At 69.9% G+C, this 16,717-nt stretch carries 14 protein-coding genes and 2 tRNA genes; 11 read left to right on the forward strand and 5 right to left on the reverse strand.

What is annotated here, in order from left to right; translation table 11 throughout:
- Positions 1–42 precede the first annotated feature (42 nt).
- The 3 genes from PSH03_RS07265 to fxsT are packed head-to-tail and all read left to right on the forward strand — an operon-like array spanning position 43 to position 4,643.
- Positions 43–414 carry a CU044_2847 family protein gene (locus PSH03_RS07265; protein ID WP_238688606.1) on the forward strand — a complete coding sequence of 124 codons (372 nt, stop codon included), beginning with the start codon at positions 43–45 and terminating at the stop codon, positions 412–414.
- A 57-nt stretch (positions 415–471) separates the two neighbouring features.
- Entirely contained in the window at positions 472–1,446 is a 975-nt protein-coding gene (locus PSH03_RS07270) for a trypsin-like peptidase domain-containing protein (RefSeq protein WP_210786046.1), read from the forward strand.
- A complete protein-coding gene (gene fxsT, locus PSH03_RS07275; protein ID WP_238688607.1) occupies positions 1,443–4,643 on the forward strand; it encodes an FxSxx-COOH system tetratricopeptide repeat protein in 3,201 nt (1,066 codons plus the stop codon). The genes PSH03_RS07270 and fxsT overlap by 4 nt, the downstream gene beginning before the upstream one ends.
- A gap of 39 nt (positions 4,644–4,682) precedes the next feature.
- On the opposite strand, the gene PSH03_RS07280 is transcribed toward fxsT, so the two are convergent.
- The 3 genes from PSH03_RS07280 to PSH03_RS07290 all read right to left on the reverse strand — a co-directional run bounded on the left by PSH03_RS07280 (position 4,683) and on the right by PSH03_RS07290 (position 8,355).
- On the reverse strand, positions 4,683–5,780 hold the full coding sequence (locus tag PSH03_RS07280) for an aKG-HExxH-type peptide beta-hydroxylase (RefSeq protein WP_238688608.1): 1,098 nt from the start codon (positions 5,778–5,780) through the stop codon (positions 4,683–4,685).
- A gap of 86 nt (positions 5,781–5,866) precedes the next feature.
- Positions 5,867–6,061, reverse strand: a complete 195-nt coding sequence (locus tag PSH03_RS07285; RefSeq protein WP_146765853.1) for a hypothetical protein — start codon at positions 6,059–6,061, stop codon at positions 5,867–5,869.
- A 146-nt stretch (positions 6,062–6,207) separates the two neighbouring features.
- Complete coding sequence (locus tag PSH03_RS07290) at positions 6,208–8,355, reverse strand: M14 family zinc carboxypeptidase (protein ID WP_238688609.1); 2,148 nt, start codon at positions 8,353–8,355, stop codon at positions 6,208–6,210.
- 179 nt (positions 8,356–8,534) lie between these two features.
- On the opposite strand from PSH03_RS07290, the gene PSH03_RS07295 reads away from it, so the two are divergent.
- Entirely contained in the window at positions 8,535–9,044 is a 510-nt protein-coding gene (locus PSH03_RS07295; RefSeq protein ID WP_210786042.1) for a SigE family RNA polymerase sigma factor, read from the forward strand.
- Entirely contained in the window at positions 9,041–9,871 is an 831-nt protein-coding gene (locus PSH03_RS07300) for a hypothetical protein (protein WP_238688610.1), read from the forward strand. Before PSH03_RS07295 ends, PSH03_RS07300 begins: the two co-directional genes overlap by 4 nt.
- 178 nt (positions 9,872–10,049) lie before the next feature.
- On the opposite strand, the gene PSH03_RS07305 is transcribed toward PSH03_RS07300, so the two are convergent.
- Positions 10,050–10,123, reverse strand: a tRNA-Gly gene (locus PSH03_RS07305).
- Positions 10,124–10,329: 206 nt separating this feature from the next.
- On the opposite strand from PSH03_RS07305, the gene PSH03_RS07310 reads away from it, so the two are divergent.
- The 6 genes from PSH03_RS07310 (at position 10,330) to PSH03_RS07335 (ending at position 15,894) form a co-directional block, all read left to right on the forward strand.
- Positions 10,330–10,403 (forward strand) — tRNA-Pro (locus tag PSH03_RS07310).
- A gap of 138 nt (positions 10,404–10,541) precedes the next feature.
- Positions 10,542–11,888 carry a trigger factor gene (tig, locus tag PSH03_RS07315; RefSeq protein ID WP_145789660.1) on the forward strand — a complete coding sequence of 449 codons (1,347 nt, stop codon included), beginning with the start codon at positions 10,542–10,544 and terminating at the stop codon, positions 11,886–11,888.
- A gap of 248 nt (positions 11,889–12,136) precedes the next feature.
- A complete protein-coding gene (locus PSH03_RS07320; RefSeq protein ID WP_007464111.1) occupies positions 12,137–12,778 on the forward strand; it encodes an ATP-dependent Clp protease proteolytic subunit in 642 nt (213 codons plus the stop codon).
- A 10-nt stretch (positions 12,779–12,788) separates the two neighbouring features.
- Positions 12,789–13,451 (forward strand): ATP-dependent Clp protease proteolytic subunit, encoded by a 663-nt coding sequence (locus PSH03_RS07325; RefSeq protein ID WP_030333536.1) that lies wholly within the window; start codon positions 12,789–12,791, stop codon positions 13,449–13,451.
- 209 nt (positions 13,452–13,660) lie between these two features.
- Positions 13,661–14,956 carry an ATP-dependent Clp protease ATP-binding subunit ClpX gene (gene clpX / locus PSH03_RS07330; protein WP_112676080.1) on the forward strand — a complete coding sequence of 432 codons (1,296 nt, stop codon included), beginning with the start codon at positions 13,661–13,663 and terminating at the stop codon, positions 14,954–14,956.
- A 140-nt stretch (positions 14,957–15,096) separates the two neighbouring features.
- On the forward strand, positions 15,097–15,894 hold the full coding sequence (locus PSH03_RS07335; RefSeq protein ID WP_238688611.1) for a carbon-nitrogen hydrolase family protein: 798 nt from the start codon (positions 15,097–15,099) through the stop codon (positions 15,892–15,894).
- Between the two features lie 34 nt (positions 15,895–15,928).
- Here the strand turns inward: PSH03_RS07335 and PSH03_RS07340 are convergent, their stop codons facing one another.
- Positions 15,929–16,153 carry a hypothetical protein gene (locus tag PSH03_RS07340; RefSeq protein WP_112584164.1) on the reverse strand — a complete coding sequence of 75 codons (225 nt, stop codon included), beginning with the start codon at positions 16,151–16,153 and terminating at the stop codon, positions 15,929–15,931.
- Positions 16,154–16,717 lie beyond the last annotated feature (564 nt).

Below are 16,717 nucleotides of genomic sequence, written 5' to 3' on the forward strand. Positions count from 1 at the left end.
CTGACACCAATTCCGAACGATCTTTCGGCGAGAATTTGTCACGTGGCGGATCTCCTTCGTTTCGAGACTGATCAGGGCGTCCTCCTCGTCGAGGAGCACGCCGGCACCGATCTGGAACGAGTCGGTCTGCTCGACCGGATCCGCCCCGCCCGGCAGACGCTGGAAACGGCACTGGCCCACATCAAACCCGCGCTCGACGCGGCGCTGGGCGTGGTCCGGGGAGTGGCGGTGCGTCCCGACCAGGTGGAGGTCGAGATCGGCGTCACCCTCACCGCGGAGGCTGGTGCCGTCGTCGCCCGCACCAGCGCGCAGGGCCACCTCAAGGTCAAGCTGATCTGGACCTCGCCCGTCCCCGCTCTGCCGTCGCCGGCTGAGGACGGGGCCGCCGCGCAGGAGAACGCCGCGCATGACTGACCGCAGCACCGGCCGTCGGCCGCCGGCCGTCCTGGTCGAGTGGTTGGCGGAGCACGGATGACCGGCACCCGGTCGCTCGCCGGCCGGGTGCGGATACTCGGTGGCCACTCCTCGTCGGTCGTCGGCGCCGGCATTCAGTTGACCGGTGACCTGGTGCTGACCTGCTGGCATGTCGTCCATGACGGCACCGAGGCCAGCCCGCCCGGGGTGCTCGTCGACACACCGAGTCACCCCGGCACCCGGGTCGCCGCCGAGGTGACCTGGTCCCGGGGTGTCGGCCCGGCGGGCGACGGCGACCTGGCGGTCCTGCGCTGCGCCACACCGCTGCCGTCCGCCCCCGCCACCCTTGCCGATCGTGGCGACGACGAATTCGACGTGCGGATCGTGGGTTTTCCGGCCAACACCCCGGCGTCCGTCATGGTGCTGGCGCGGGCCGTCGGTCCGGTCGACGCGGGCACCGGATGGCGTCAACTCGACCGAATCTCCCCTGCCACTGCCGGAATCGACAGGGGGTTCAGTGGTTCCGGGGTGTACGCGCCGGACGGCGCCGTGGTGGGCATGGTGCTGGCCCGCGCGAGCGTCGGCCAGCAGTTGGTCGGCTGGATGTTGCCGGTGGGGCAGTGGCGTGCCCTGCTGCCGCCCGGCCTGCTGGCACCTGCCCTGCTGCCGTCCGGCCCGCTGGCGGCCGTCGCCCGGGCGACGCGCCGGCCGGCACCCGCGCCGCTCTCATTCGCGCAAAAGATGGCGTTGGCCCGACTGCTGGAGGAAATCCCGGTACTCCGGCACCCCGACAGCCGTCAATTGGTCATACAGTCGCTGCCATCGCACATCAGTCGGATGGTGAATCCATTCGGGCCATTGGGTCTCGACATGTTCGGCCTGATTCGGACGGGCTTAGAATACGAGGACGGGATCGCGGCTCTCTATCGCGTCCTGCTGTTGACGGAAGGGCCGGCGAGTAGGCCACTGCGGGCCTTCCGTGACCTTGCCGAGAGCCTCGGTCTGCTGACGGGTACGGAGGACAATCGGTGACGACGCCCCGGATGCCGAGCGCTCAGGTGCAGGCCATCTGCGACGCGCTGCTGTCGATGAGTTCGATCAACGACGGGAACACCCGGGCCCTCTACCTCGACGAGGTCGAGGGAGAGCTGCGCAAGCCACTGTCGGTGCCCCGGCACTCCGAGGTCCGGTACGACGTCTACCGCATCGTGCGCGCCTGCGCGCAGGAGCCCCGGGGCATGTCGACGCTGTTGCAGGTGATCGGCAACCTCCACCCGGGTGCCGGCGCGGTCACGTCCGCCCAGCAGATCTACCTCTCCTGGCTTCTCGCGCAGTTGCTCACGGACGTCCCGCCCGAGTTGGTGACCGGGGCCGTCGCGGCGGTCGCGGATCATCCACTGTCACCGGAGGACCTGCCCGGCCTGGTGGAGGCCGTCGGCTGGCAACCGGTGGGTGACTGGCAGGTCCCGGCCGCCGTGGCGCTGGCGGGCCTGGTCATCGCCGGCCTCGAGTCGGACGGCAAGCCGTTCGAGCAGTGGTTGCGGGATGCCGCGGCGGCCCTGCGGCTCACCACCGCCGACCTCGACGACATGCGCGTTGCTGCGAAGGCGCACTGGACGTCGCTACGATCCCCGCACCAGGCGGCACCGGCCGAGGCCGGTGGAGAGGAACCTGAATCCGACATGCGCAGGACGATCATCATCGAGGAGACGACGCCCCAGCGATCCCGAACTCTCATCCGGGGCGGCGTCCCACCGCGCAACCTGTACTTCACCGGCCGGGAGAAACAGCTCGTCGCGCTCGACGAGCTTCTGTCGGCACAGCACCGGGCCTCGGTGCTGCCGGAAGCGGCGCTGCGCGGTGTCGGTGGGGTCGGCAAGACCCAGCTCGCTGTCGAGTTCGCCTACCGGTACGCGGACCGTTACCAGCTGATCTGGTGGATGCCCGCCGAGGATCTCAGTGCGCTGCGTACCTCGATCGCGGCCCTCGGCGAGCGGCTCGGCCTGGCCGCGAGCGCCAGCCTGGAGCAGACCGTGCGGACGGTCCTCGACTCGCTGTCGACGAGTTCGCTCAGTTGGCTGCTGGTCTACGACAACGCCGACGACCCGCACGAGCTGGCTCCGCTCATGCCCTCGTCGAACCTCGTCGGCGAACGCGGCCACGTCCTCGTCACGTCGCGGAACATGGCCTGGTCGGCGAGCGCACTGACCCTGGACGTCGACGTGTTCACCCGAGCCGAGAGCGTGGAACTGCTGCTCAAGCGGCGTCCCGAGACCAGCCCTGACGACGCCCGCCGGCTCGCCGCCGAACTTGGCGACCTGCCACTCGCCCTGGAGCAGGCCGTCAGTTGGCTGCTCACCATGCTGTCGTCGGTCGACGAATACCTTGTCGACCTCAAGGAACACGCCCGGGAGTTGCTGGGTGAGGGGCAACCCCGGCAGTACCGGGGCACCGTGTTGACTGTGGTGTCGATGGCGCTCGCCGCGGTACGCGAGCAGAATCCCGCCGCCGCGCAGCTGATCCAGCTACTCGCCTTCCTCAGCCCCGACCCGGTCCCGATGCGCCTGCTCTGGGAAGGGCGCCGCGCCGGGTTGGACGAACCGTTGCGCACCAGCCTCCAGGAGCGCAACGACATAGCCCGGGCCATTCGGCAACTGGCGTCGCTCGGGCTCGCGAAGGCGGACAACGCCAGCCGGCACGTACAGGTGCACCGACTGGTGCAGGCGGTCATCCGGGAGGGGCTCGCCGAGCAGGGCGACGACAGCCCGCTGACGAACGCCCGCCGGCTGCTGGCCGCCGCCAACCCGGGTTTCCCCGACGACCGGAGCACCTGGCCCCGCCACGCCGACATCGCGCCACACGTCCGCGTCGCCGGTCTGATCCACGGTGACCTCGACGCCCGCCGGACGGCGATGGACCAGCTGCGCTACATCTACAACCTGGGTGACTTCGAAGGCTGTCGGGACTTCGCGGAGGAGATCCTGGCGGCCTGGGACCAGCCCGGTCCAGACGGCCAGCGCAGCGGCGATCCGCTGACCCTGCTGGCGATGCGACGGTACGCGGACGCCCTGCGGCTGCTCGCCGACCCGCGCGCGGCCGCGTTCGGCCTCGAGGCGCTGGAGCGAATGCGGACGAGCCTCGGCGAGGAACACGAGTACACCCTGGGTGCGGCGAACAGCGTCGGCGCGGATCTGCGGCGGATCGGCGACTTCGCGGGCGCTGCCGACCTGGACCGGCGCAACCTCGACGTGCACCGCCGGGTGCTCGGCGACGGGCATCCGAGCACGCTGCGGGTGATGAACTCGATGGCGATCAACCTTCGCCTGAGCGGTGACTTCGAAGGGGCGTACGAACTCAACCTCGAAGTGGCGCGGCACGCCGGTGCGGCGGCGGAGGACGGCACCTATGCGCTGGTGCTGGCCCAGGAGGCCCAGGCGCGTGATCTCTACCTCCTGGGCCGGTACGCCGACGCGCTGGAACTGCTGGACAGCTCCCTGCCGGTGCAGCGGTCGTTGCTGGGCGCGGAGCACCTCACAGTGCTGCGCGCCACCTGCATCCACATCGCCTGCCTCCGCAAGACCGGGCGGCTCGACGCCGCCGTGACCGAGGGCGCGGCCAACTACCGGCTGGTGACCCGCCGCTTCGGGACCGATCATGTGCTGGCTGCGGAGGCGGGCATGACCTGCGCCAACGCCATGCGCGCGGCGGGCGACGCGACCCAGGCGTACGCCCTGGCCTCCCAGGGGCACGCCACCTTCCGCGCCGTCTTCGGGGAGCGGCATCCGGTCACGCTCTGCGCTGCGGTCAACCTCGGGGTGATCCTGCGGGCTCGCAACTTCGACCGTGAGGCGCGGGAGTTGGGCGCGGCCACCTTGCAGGCGATGGGCGAGGCGTTGCCGCCCACCCATCCGTACCTGCTGAGCGCGCGCACCGCGCAGGCGATCAACCTGGTCCGGTCGCACCGGCTGGAGCAGGCACAGGTGCTCTCCGAGACGATCCTCGAGGATTCGCGTCGGCTGCGTGGGCCGGGGCATCCGTACACGCTCTACTGTGCGGTGAACGCGTCGGTCGATCTGATCGAGGTCGGCGAGGAGGCTCGGGGCCGCGAGCTGCTCGACGAGGCCGCCGCGGCGCTGGAGGCGTTGTTCGGGCCGGACCACCCGGAGGTGGACGCCGCGCGGGGTCAGCGGCGCATCGAGTGCGACATCGAGACCGTCGGGCTGACCTGACGCCTCGCCCACCGGCGGCCGTCGTGCCGAGCCTGGGGTTCATCCGGTGGTGATCGTCGGTCGGTGGGCGCGCTCGGCCTCCGCCACCTCCCGCCGCGCGGCGGCGTCGACGGACGCCGGGACCGGCACGGCGGCCAGCCTGCCGATCCGTCCGGCCAGGCGATCTGCCCAGAGCTGCCCGGCCGAGGTGAGACTTCCGGCCCGGGCGAGCTCGACCAGGGCGCGCTCCAACTGCGCCCGTACCACAGCGAACCGCGCGGTGGCCTGGACCGCCAGTTCCGGATGGGCCCGCAGCGCGGCCCACACCTCGGCGACGGCGGTGAACGCGTAGGTGCCGTGCAGCAGCCCGCCGATCGGACGAGGGTCAGGACGCCAGGGCGCGAAGTACCGCATCGGGTCGGCGGGTTCGTGCAGCTGGACCAGGCCGAGGACGGCGTTGAGTTTGCTGTGTTGCAGCTCGTGCACCATCGTCACGGCCAGATCCACCGGGTCGAGGTTGGCGTCGGCGGCCAACGCTCCGAAGGCGTCGGCGTGCGTGACACTGTGCCCGCGCTCGGTGCCGTCCGCCAACGGTACGAAGGTGCTGATCCCGGCGGCCACCTCGGCGGCGTGCGTCGGGGCGTACCCGACGAGCAGGTGCCAGGCGTGCCCGACGGACCGTTCCAGCTCCGCGGCCTGCGGTGTGGAGAGCCGGGCGGCGACCGGTAGCCCGAAGCAGTCGCGGTAGGGGTCCAGGTCGTCGACGCGGAGGTCGAGGGTGACCGACTGGTCGGTGAAGCGCCACCAGCGGGTGGGCGTCCACTGGCGCCCGGTCAGGTCGGCCGGCGTCACAGTTGTGGTGCCGCGTCGGCGCAACACCCCGAGGCCCGGCACCGGCACCAGGCCCGCACGCGGCGTGACCGGCACCGCCGCGTCCGACCGACCGCTGAGGGCGGCCGCCGCGAGCGCCGCGAACGGAAGGTAGTCGGGTCGGCCGGTGGCGCCGCGCCGGACCCGATCGACCGCCCAGACAGCCAGCCACGGATGATCGAGCAGCACGTCCGCGGCGGCCGGGTCGAGGCGGTGGGCGTGGGCGAGCAGGTGCGCCGACGCCGCCAGGGCGTCGTCGGTGTCGGCGAGGCTCTTGAGGACGAGCATCGTGCGGTTGCGTTGCGCGCGCCGCAGAGCGCGGATGGCAGCCGGGCCAGCTTGGCCGTCGGCCAGGCGGGTGAACTCCGAGCGGGTCAGCTGGAGTCGGCGCCGGGGTCGAGGAAGCTGTTCCAGCCGGCCAGCGTCGTCTGCCGGGGACTCTTCAGTGTCGCGACCAGTTCCTCGATCCATCGGGCCAGTTCCGGATCCTCGTCGCGTAGCAGGTGGCTCAGACCCTGCGTCAACACGTCGACCACAACGAGGTGATCAGGTGCGGGTTGCTCAGTCATCGATGTCCCGGGTCGGCGCAGGCGTGCTGACATGAAAACACGTCAACGTCTGTGATCACCATCGGCTTACCGTCCGTCACCGAGGGTCGCGGGTCATGGGCCGTACCGCCGCCGGTGGCAGCCGGCGGCGGTACGGAACCCGCGGGTCAGCCGGCGGCCGCCTCGGCGGCGGCGTAGTCGCGGGCCACCCGGACCATTTCCACCAGCCCGCCGGCGTACTCCTGGGATTCGCCGTGCGCCTCGTCGAACGGCGGCTGGAAGCCGACGCCCTCCCACTGGTTGGTCGCCGGGTTCCACCGGTCGTTGCCGACCTCGAAGTCCCAGGCGAAGATGCCCAGCTCGTAGTAGAGCTGGTCGGCCGAGTTGCCGGCGGCCGAGTAGAGAACGTCGGCGACCGGTCCGGTCTGCGACGGCCAGGTGACGGTGCCGCGCTCCTGGGCGATGGCGCCGACGATCCGCCGGGCGCTGTTGAGGAACAGCGTCGACTCGTCGATCGACGGTCGCGGCAGGGTGACCCTGCCGTCGGCCCGGTACGCCCCCGGCGGCCACATGAAGTACCCGCCGTAGGAGTGCACGTTCATCGCGAACTTGATGTTCGGGTGGTCCTGAGCGAGGGCGATCACGTTGCCGCTCTCCGCCTCGGACAGTTCGGCGGTGCCCGCGTAGGTGCCGGACAGGCAGTTGGCGCTGGCGCCCACGTAGCCGTCGAAGTACGACCCGACGGTGTAGTTGCGGTTGATGTCGACGCCCCACGAGGTGCGGTTCTTCGGGTCGCGGGCCGTCCCGGTGCAGTGGTTGACGAGGTTCTTGCGCTGGAAGTTGAAGTCGTTGAACGAGTAGTTCGCGCCGTCCGGGTTGACCATCGGGATGACGAAGATGTCGACCTGCTCCAGCAGCTCACGGGTGGCCGGGTCGGTCCGGGCGTTGGCCAGCATCCGCTCGGCGAATTCCAGCGTCACCAGCGGGGTGGCCCACTCCCGGGCGTGTTCCTGGGAGTACGCGAGCACCCCGACCCGGGAGCCGTCCCGGTGTACGCCGAGGCGCAGCGCCTGCACCGTCCACGGCCGTGCCGGCACCTCGGTGCCCTGGAGGCCGTCGTCGAGTCGGGTGGGGCCGGCGACGGGCATCGGCAGCCCGGCCGAACCGTCCTCGACGGTGGCCCGGAACCGGTCCGGTTGACGGGCGTTGATCGCCGCCGCGACCTCGTCGGTGGTGCTCACCGTCCTGCCCGCGGTGTCGGTGGCCAGTGACACGGTGAGGACACGGTCGCGGTAGCCGACGGTCAGTGGCCGGTTGGCCCGGCCCGGGTCGACCGTCCGTACCTGTACGCCGTTCATGTTCTGGTCGCCGAAGCGGACCGACTCGACGACCAGGGCGGCCACTGCCGGGTCGCCCAGGTAGCCGGCGGCGGTGCGTCGGTATCCCTGGGTCTTGTTCGGCAGGTCGATCACGTCCACCAGGTCCCGGTACTGGCGGGCCAGCCGCTTCATCCGCGCCTGGATGTCCACCGGCGTCAGGTACGCGTCGATGAAGTCCTTCTGGTAGCCGGCCGGAAGCGGCGGCGGCGAGGCGTTCGGCCAGAGCGCCGGGGTGACCGCCCGGCTGACCCCGCCGAGGCTAGAGGTGGCGGTCAGCTGAACCGGTCGGCTCGGCACCGGCTGGGGGAGCGCGTAGTGGTACTGGTACTCGCCGGAGTCCTCGAACCGGTACAGCGGGAACGAGCCAGTGACGCCGTCCGCCGTGCGCCAACTGACGGTGATCTCCACGTCCGGGTCGTCGGTGGCGGTGGTGGCCACCTGGGCCTGCAGGAAGGTCTGTCCGGTAGTGGTCCACCAGTACGCCTGCTGCACCTGGAGGGTGTCCACCGCGGTGGCGGCGGTGGACCGCTGGCCTGCGGCCGGCGCCCGCAGCCCGGCGGCGGTGCGGGCCTGAGCCGCGCGGACGCTGTCGGCGTAGTGCCGGTTGCCGTCCCCGGCGCGTTGCACGATCTGCACGGCCGTCGCGCCCTGCGCGGTCAGGTCGCCGAGCTGCGCGCCGCTGAGCACCAGGTCGGCGATGATCCGGCCGTCCCGCGCCCGGGGCCGGTTGGCCAGGTCCGCGCCGGTGGCGACGAGCCGGTCCAACTGGGCCTGATCGCGCAGCTGGACCCGGACCACTGCGGTTTCGGTGGCGCTCAGAGCGATCGGGGCGGCCGGGTCGGCGGGTGCGGCCGTTCCGGAAGCGGGATGGGACAACACTGCGCTGAACAGGATCACTGTGGTGGCGGCAGCTGTCCACCGTCGTCGGACGATCATGTGCCCTCCTGTGACGGACGTCGATGTGCTTGGTCCTTACACCAGTGCACGGATCGACACCTGTCAAGGCGTCCTTCGCGCCTTGCCGGCGTTGATCCCGTGACATGTCCGCGAGATCCGGAGCAACCCCCTGGGGCAGACCCCGCGTGACTAACTCGAAACGGGGATCGGAGGCCTGAATGAGCGATCGCGACGAGGCGTTCGCCGAGTACTTCGCGGCACGGTCCGGTGCCATGCGCGGCACCGCGTACCTGCTGTGCGGCGACTGGCACCGTGCCGAAGACCTGGTCCAGACCACGTTCGTCAAGCTCTACCGGGTCTGGAACCGGATCTCCCGGCACGAGGTGCTCGACAGCTACGTGCGCCGGATCCTGATCCGGACCTTCCTCGACGAGCGCCGCCGCGGCTGGTGGCGGCGTGAACGGGTGGGTGGGGAGGACGCCGAACAGGTGGCCCCGCCCGACTCGCCGGAGAGCCGACTGGTGCTGTTGCAGGCGCTGACCCGGGTGGCGCCGCGTCAGCGGGCCGTGCTGGTTCTGCGGTACTGGGAGGACCTGTCGATCGAGGACGTCGCGGCGCTGCTGGAGTGTTCTCCAGGGACGGTGAAGAGCCAGGCGGCACGCGGGCTCGACACCTTGCGCGGCCTCCTGACCCCCACGTACAGCGGGATCGAGATGGGGGAGCGATGAACGAGCAGGAGTTGCGCGAGGGGCTGCGCAGCGAGATGGCGGGGACCACCCCGCCACCACCATTGAGTACGACAGCCGCGCTCGGCGCGGCACGGCGGACGCACTTCCGTCGACGCGCGCTGTGGGCGTCCCTCGGATCGGCGGCTGTCGTGCTGGCCGTCACCGGCTTCGCGGCCGTCGCCACCCCGGGCGGCCACGTCTACCAACCGGCGGGTCAGGGGCCGCTGGCTTCTCCGGACACCAAGGAGCCGTGGCCGACCGGGCCGGACGGGCAACCGCAGGAGGACCGGACCGCGCGGGCCGGGTCCAGGTACGAACAGGGAGCTCACCTGCTCAGCGAGGCTGTCTCGGTCATACCCTCCGGCTACACCGCGCCGGAGGACCCGTCGAGCCAGTCCGCCGAGGAGCGGACGCTGCGGACCCACCAGGCGCAGTTCGAGGACAAGGTGGACGGCGTCGACGTGTGGAGTTACTCGTCCTCGGTGGCCGTCGCGCAGGGCGAGGGCACCGGCCGCGTGATCGTCGAGGTGCACGCCGCCGGCAATCAGCTGCCGACCGAGCCGTGCGACCTGGCCCAGAAATTCTGGGGCATGCGGGGCGAGTGCCAGGTCGAGACCGTCGGAGCTTTGCGGGTCGGCGTGGTGGTCCGACCGGGCAGCGACGACCGGCTCGACCAGTGGTCGGCGTACCGGCACCCGGACGGTGTGGTGGTCTTCGTGGCGCAGGGCGTGCGGTTGGACGAGAGCCGGCCGGCGTTGACGAAGCTGCCGTTCTCCGTGCCGCAGTTGGCGGCTCTCACTGTCGACGAACGGTTCCACCTGAAGTGACACGCGACTCGGCCTCGCCGAGTGGGTCCAGGTGCCGCCACCGTGCGGTCCACCTGGGCCCTGCTGTGTGTCGACGCCCGCAGCGACCGCCCGGCATCCCGGCGGGTGGGCGGACCGCAGCGGCCCGTGCGCCGAGTCCTGTACACCAAAGAGCCCTCCGACCTGGGCCGGAGGGCGTTGGAGCGGGCGACGAGAATCGAACTCGCGTAGTCAGTTTGGAAGACTGAAGCTCTACCATTGAGCTACGCCCGCGTGCATCCCGCCGAAACAGGACGCGCCTACAGCGTACCCAATGTCGACGCCCGACGCGTAACCGCGTCGCCGCCGACGCGGCGGCGCCCTGGGGATCTCGGCGACACGTGGGCGGAGCGGAATGGTAATTTTCGGGTGATCTGTCCGGGTGGGGCATGCCCCGGCACCGACTGAGGCGCGGCGACGGCATAGACTGCACGTCGCCACGGGGTGTGGCGCAGCTTGGTAGCGCACTCGCTTTGGGAGCGAGGGGCCGTGGGTTCAAATCCCGCCACCCCGACTGTCGTCCGCGGCCGGGCCGCCCCGGGTGCCGCCCAGTGCGGTCCCCGGGCGATGCCGGAGCGTCAGGCCGGCTCGCCTACACTCGATGGGCTGAATCACGCCCAGACTCAACTGAGATCCGTCAAGGAGTACGCCTGTGAAGAGCACCGTCGAGACTCTGAGCCCGACGCGCGTGCGGCTCGCCATCGAGGTGCCGTTCGTCGAGCTCGAGCCGAGCCTCAAGAAGGCGTACCGGGAGATCGGTTCGCAGGTCCAGGTTCCGGGCTTCCGCCGGGGCAAGGTGCCGACCGCGGTGATCGACCAGCGGGTGGGCCGGGGCACCGTCCTCAACGAGGCGGTCCAGGAGGCCATCCCGGAGAACATCCTCGCCGCTGTGCGCGAGCACGACCTGAAGACGCTGGGGCGCCCGGAGGTCGAGATCACCGAGTTCAACGACGGTGACTCGCTGAACTTCACGGCCGAGGTCGACGTCCGCCCGGAGATCACCATCCCGGACGCGAGCACCATCGAGGTGACCGTCGACGAGCTGCAGATCGACGAGAGCGAGATCGACGAGCAGGTGAAGAACCTGCGGGAGCGTTTCGCGACCCTCAAGACCGTCGAGCGGGCCGCCGCCGAGGGCGACTACGTCCAGATCGACCTGAACGCCACCGTCGACGGCGAGGACGTGCCGGGCGGCCAGGCGAGCAACATCTCCCACGAGGTGGGCAGCAAGCAGCTCCTGCCGGGCCTGGACGAGGCAGTTGTCGGCCTCGCCGCCGGTGACGACACCACCTTCACCACCCAGCTGGTCGGCGGCGACTTCGCCGGTCGGGACGCCGACGTGGCGGTGACTGTGCGCACGGTCAAGGAGAAGGAGCTGCCGGAGCTGAACGACGAGTTCGCCCAGATGGCGAGCGAGTTCGACACGATCGAGGAGCTGCGCGGCGACCTGCGGTCCCGGGTCACCCAGGGCAAGCAGGTCGAGCAGATCTACGCCGCTCGGGACAAGGCCCTGGCCCAGCTCGTCGAGGCCGCCGACATCCCGGCCCCGGAGGGTGTCGTCCGCGAGGAGGTCGAGAGCCGCAAGCAGGCGATGGTCGACCAGCTGGAGCGGATCGGCGCCTCGATGGAGGAGTACCTCGCGGCCGAGGACAAGACCGAGGAGCAGATCGACGCCGAGCTGACCGAGGCGGCGACCGAGGGCGTCAAGGTGCAGCTCCTGCTGGACACGCTCGCCGACGCGGAGGACGTGCAGGTCTCCGACGACGAGTTCGGGCACGAGATCGTGCACCGGGCGCAGCGCGCCGGGATGGCCCCGCAGCAGTACTACGACCAGCTGGTGCGCTCCGGCGCGGCCGCAGCGGTCTTCGGCGACGTGCGGCGGGGCAAGGCGCTCGCTGCCGTCATGGAGAAGATCACGATCAAGGACTCGGCCGGCAACGGGATCACCCTCGACGCGCTGCGCGCCGCCAACGAGGCGGAGCACAACCACGACCACTGATCGTCGGGTGCGGCCGCCGTCCGCCGCTGAGCGGCGGACGGCGGCCATTTCCCTTTTCGGGCACGCCCGGGCGGTAAGCACTGCCGGGTACGCCCGAGCAGCAAGCACTGCCGGGTACGCCCGGAAGCCCGCGCCGCGGGTACGCCCGACACAGCTGCGCTGAGAGCGAACACTGCCCCGACCGGGACTCTGCCGCCCCGCACAGCGGTTAGTGTCGGGAAAGACGGTACGGAGAGCGAAGGGCTGCCATGACCGACATGCACATCCCCAAGAAGTCGCTCCGGGCGATTGACGCGCGCGGTGGCGACTCCATTGGCAACCTCGACGACTCGGTCTACAACCGGTTGCTCAAGGAACGCATCATCTTCCTGGGCAGTGAGGTGACCGACCAGGTCGCCAACCGCATCTGCGCGCAGCTGCTGCTGCTCGCCGCGGAGGACCCGGACCGCGACATCAACCTGTGGATCAACTCGCCGGGTGGCTCGGTCTACTCCGGCATGGCGATCTACGACACCATGCAGTTCATCGACAACGACGTGTCGACCGTGGCGATGGGCATGGCTGCCTCGATGGGTCAGCTGCTGCTCTGCGCGGGCACCAAGGGCAAGCGGTACGCCCTGCCCCACGCACGGATCATGATGCACCAGCCGTCCGGTGGTCTGGGCGGCACGGCGTCCGACATCGCCATCCAGGCGGAGCAGATGCTCTACACGAAGCGGATGTTCCAGGAGCGGGTCGCGCACCACACCGGCCAGAGCCAGTCGCAGATCGAGGCCGACTCGGACCGGGACCGTTGGTTCACCGCCCAGGAGGCCATGGACTACGGCTTCATCGACAAGGTGATCATCGGGGCCGCACAGGTTCCGGATGGCGCCGGGACCCTGAGCTGAGGAGCTGACGATGACCGATCTGAGCCTGCCGCCCCAGTTCGCGGCCGTGCACAACCGCTACGTGCTGCCGTCGTTCGTCGAGCGCACGTCGTACGGGGTCAAGGAGTCGAACCCGTACAACAAGCTCTTCGAGGACCGGATCATCTTCCTCGGCGTCCAGGTGGACGACGCGTCGGCCAACGACGTGATGGCCCAGCTGCTGACGCTCGAGGGCACCGACCCGGACCGCGACATCATCATGTACATCAACTCGCCGGGTGGTTCGTTCACCGCCATGACGGCGATCTACGACACCATGCAGTACGTCCGTCCGGACATCTCGACGGTCTGCCTCGGGCAGGCGGCGAGCGCGGCGGCGGTGCTGCTCTCGGCGGGCACTCCGGGCAAGCGGATGGCCCTGCCGAACTCGCGGATCATCATCCACCAGCCGGCCACCGAGGGCGGCTACGGGCAGGGCTCGGACATCGAGATCCAGGCCCGGGAGATCCTGCGGATGCGTACGCAGCTGGAGGACATGCTGTCCCGCCACTGCAACCGCCCGATCGAGCAGGTTCGCAAGGACATCGACCGTGACAAGATCATGACGGCCGAGGAGTCCAAGGAGTACGGGCTGGTCGACACGATCCTGACCAGCCGCAAGAAGGGTCTGCTGGCGGCCAACGCCGCCCGCTGAGCTGTACCGGGTCAGAGGTTGGCCGGGGCTCCGTTCCCGGCCGACCTCTGACACACCCGTTTTGGGGGTCGGAGAATGCCCCGCCAGCGGGTAACGTCGGGTCCGTACCGCTTCGCCGGTTGGGCCGGCGGCGCGAACTAAGCCGGGCGGCGCGCAACGTCCGCAGGTCAGGGCCGGGTCTCCGGCCGATGAGTGCAGGGAGAACGTAGGTGGCACGGATCGGTGACGGCGGCGACCTACTGAAATGCTCCTTCTGTGGCAAGTCGCAGAAGCAGGTCAAGAAGCTCATCGCGGGCCCAGGGGTCTACATCTGCGACGAGTGCATCGATCTCTGCAACGAGATCATCGAAGAGGAGCTGGCCGAGTCCGGCGAGGTGAAGTGGGAAGAGCTTCCCAAGCCGATGGAGATCTGCCAGTTCCTCGACACCTACGTCGTGGGCCAGGATCAAGCCAAGAAGGCGCTCGCCGTAGCGGTCTACAACCACTACAAGCGGATCCAGGCCGAGGCGGCCGGTGCGCCGGGCTCCGGCAGTGACGCCGTCGAGCTGGCCAAGTCCAACATCCTGCTGCTCGGCCCGACAGGGTGCGGCAAGACCCACCTGGCGCAGACCCTCGCCCGGATGCTGAACGTCCCGTTCGCCATCGCCGACGCCACCGCGCTGACCGAGGCGGGCTACGTGGGCGAGGACGTCGAGAACATCCTCCTCAAGCTGATCCAGGCCGCCGACTACGACATCAAGCGCGCCGAGACCGGCATCATCTACATCGACGAGGTCGACAAGATCGCCCGCAAGTCGGAGAATCCGTCGATCACCCGGGACGTCTCCGGTGAGGGTGTGCAGCAGGCCCTGCTCAAGATGCTCGAGGGCACTGTGGCCAACGTGCCGCCGCAGGGTGGCCGTAAGCACCCACACCAGGAGTTCATTCAGATCGACACCACCAACGTGCTGTTCATCTGTGGTGGGGCGTTCGCCGGCCTCGACCAGATCATCGAGTCCCGCACCGGGCAGGGCGGCACCGGCTTCGGCGCCCGACTCCGGTCGGTCTCCGACCGGTCGACCGACGACATCTTCAGCCAGGTCATGCCGGAAGACATGCTCAAGTTCGGGCTGATCCCCGAGTTCGTCGGCCGGCTGCCGGTGATCACCAACGTGCGCAGCCTGGATCGCAGCGCTCTCGTTCGGATCCTCACCGAGCCGCGCAACGCCCTGGTCCGGCAGTACCAGCGCCTGTTCGAGCTGGACGGTGTCGAGCTCGAGTTCGACGAGCCGGCGCTGGAAGCCATCGCCGATCAGGCGATGCTGCGGGGCACCGGTGCCCGTGGTCTGCGGGCCATCATCGAGGAGGTGCTGCTGTCCGCGATGTACGAGGTGCCGAGCAACCCCGACGCCGCCCGCGTGCTGATCACCCGCGAGGTCGTCCTGGAGAACGTCAACCCGACGATCGTGCCGCGTGAGTTCACCGGGCGCCGGGCCCGGCGCGACCGCGAAGAGAAGTCCGCCTGATCCTTCCCGCGTCACGCCGGCCGTTCGATCCTGAGCGGCCGGCGTGATCGTGTTCGGTGCCGTTCGCCAGTGTGACCACCACCCGTGCCGGCCAGACCGTGACGCTGTCCGTCAGAGCCCTCCAGCCGTACCCTTTGCTCATGCGTGTCGCCGTCTGCCAGCTGAACGCCAGGGACGACCGTAAGGCCAACCTGGCGGCCGCGGAGGCCCTACTGGAGCGCGCCGCCGCCGGCGGCGCGGATCTCGCCGTCCTCCCGGAGTACGTCGACTACCTGGGTCCCGCCGCTGGGCTGCCCGAGTCGGAGCCGGTCGACGGTGAGGTGGGCAGCTTCTTCGCCGGGGTCGCCCGGCGGCTCGGGATCTGGTTGGTGGCCGGCTCGTTCCACGAGGCCGGCCCAGACCCGGACCACACCTGGAACACCTCGCTGGTCTTCGACCGTTCCGGCAGCCTGGCCGCGACCTATCGCAAGATCCACCTGTACGACGTGGAGATCCCCGGTCGGGTCTCCTACCGGGAGTCGGCGAGTGTCGCGCCCGGTGTCCAACCGGTGGTGGTCGACGTCGAAGGGCTGCGGGTCGGCCTGTCGATCTGCTACGACCTGCGCTTCCCGGAGCTGTACCGGCTGCTCGCGTCCGACGGCGGCGCGCAGCTGCTGGTGGTTCCGGCAGCGTTCATGATGCACACCGGCCGGGACCACTGGGAGGTCCTGCTGCGGGCCAGGGCGATCGAGAACCAGTGTTTCGTGGCGGCCGCCGGTCAGACCGGCGACCACGAGCCAGGTCGCACCTGCTTCGGCCGCAGCATGGTGGTCGACCCGTGGGGGACGGTCATCGGCCAGGTGCCGGACGGCCCGGGGGTCTCCGTCGTCGACCTGGACCTGGACCGGCTCGACACGATCCGCGCCGAGCTGCCCAGTCTGGCCAACCGCCGGCTCTGAGCTGCCCAGCCTGGCCAACCGCCGGCTCTGAACCTCAGCCCTCCAGCAGGACGCCGATCACCGCGAACCCGGCGATGGCCGCGGCGGTGACCAGCAGCGCGGTGGTCATCCGGGACCTGCCGCGTCGGGCCAGTCGTCCCACCGAGAGCACAAGTACGACCAGCACGACCGCGCCGATCACCACCTGCCAGAACGGCCCGATGAGGCCGAGCAGGGCCTCCTCGGCGAACACCCTGGCACCGTGCCCGGACTCATCCATGACTGACACTCTGGCACGTCGAGGTGGCCCGCGTCCTCGGCTGTGCCGGGGAGCCGAGGTGCTCGCGTCCTCGGCTGTGCCGGGCACCGGTGGTCGCTGTTCGCCCAAACCAGTGATGAACCCTGATTTGCCTTCTCCGAGCCGTCCGCGTAACTTTCTCTCTGCACGGGGGAGGCCGGACAAACCGGCCGAGAACGGGCACCAGGCTCGTGGCGGGAACGCCGAGCGAGACTGAGGATCGGGCGGTGCGGAACACTCCGGAAACGGGGTTGCGAACGCGGAGCCGACCGGGTAGAGTTTCGGAGCCGGCAGGAGCCGGGCGGAGAGCCGCGAAGCGGTGATCGGCCGGTCTGCGGCTTCCCACGACAGAAACGAACGTCGGTAACGACGTGCGTCATCGTGGACTCGAGCAAGCAATACTATCCGCATTATCGGGTTGAAGCATGGCGAACCGCGAAATATCGGTTTGACACGGCGGAAACGAGCGGGTAACGTAGTAAAAGTGCCTGGCGCTGAAAGCGCCGGGTGTGGGAGCGGGAATTAGCCCCGGTTGGGGTTCCACTG

This window comes from Micromonospora salmantinae, assembly GCF_022230905.1.
Lineage (GTDB): Bacteria > Actinomycetota > Actinomycetes > Mycobacteriales > Micromonosporaceae > Micromonospora > Micromonospora salmantinae.

Excerpts from the sequence above, each read along its gene's own strand:
- PSH03_RS07290 (WP_238688609.1), bottom strand. The coding sequence starts at position 8,355 with ATGATCGTCCGACGACGGTGGACAGCTGCCGCCACCACAGTGATCCTG.
- PSH03_RS07285 (WP_146765853.1), bottom strand. The coding sequence starts at position 6,061 with ATGACTGAGCAACCCGCACCTGATCACCTCGTTGTGGTCGACGTGTTG.
- PSH03_RS07280 (WP_238688608.1), bottom strand. The coding sequence starts at position 5,780 with ATGCTCGTCCTCAAGAGCCTCGCCGACACCGACGACGCCCTGGCGGCG.
- PSH03_RS07340 (WP_112584164.1), bottom strand. The coding sequence starts at position 16,153 with ATGGATGAGTCCGGGCACGGTGCCAGGGTGTTCGCCGAGGAGGCCCTG.
- PSH03_RS07325 (WP_030333536.1), top strand. The coding sequence starts at position 12,789 with ATGACCGATCTGAGCCTGCCGCCCCAGTTCGCGGCCGTGCACAACCGC.
- PSH03_RS07295 (WP_210786042.1), top strand. The coding sequence starts at position 8,535 with ATGAGCGATCGCGACGAGGCGTTCGCCGAGTACTTCGCGGCACGGTCC.
- PSH03_RS07320 (WP_007464111.1), top strand. The coding sequence starts at position 12,137 with ATGACCGACATGCACATCCCCAAGAAGTCGCTCCGGGCGATTGACGCG.
- PSH03_RS07300 (WP_238688610.1), top strand. The coding sequence starts at position 9,041 with ATGAACGAGCAGGAGTTGCGCGAGGGGCTGCGCAGCGAGATGGCGGGG.
- PSH03_RS07270 (WP_210786046.1), top strand. The coding sequence starts at position 472 with ATGACCGGCACCCGGTCGCTCGCCGGCCGGGTGCGGATACTCGGTGGC.
- PSH03_RS07335 (WP_238688611.1), top strand. The coding sequence starts at position 15,097 with ATGCGTGTCGCCGTCTGCCAGCTGAACGCCAGGGACGACCGTAAGGCC.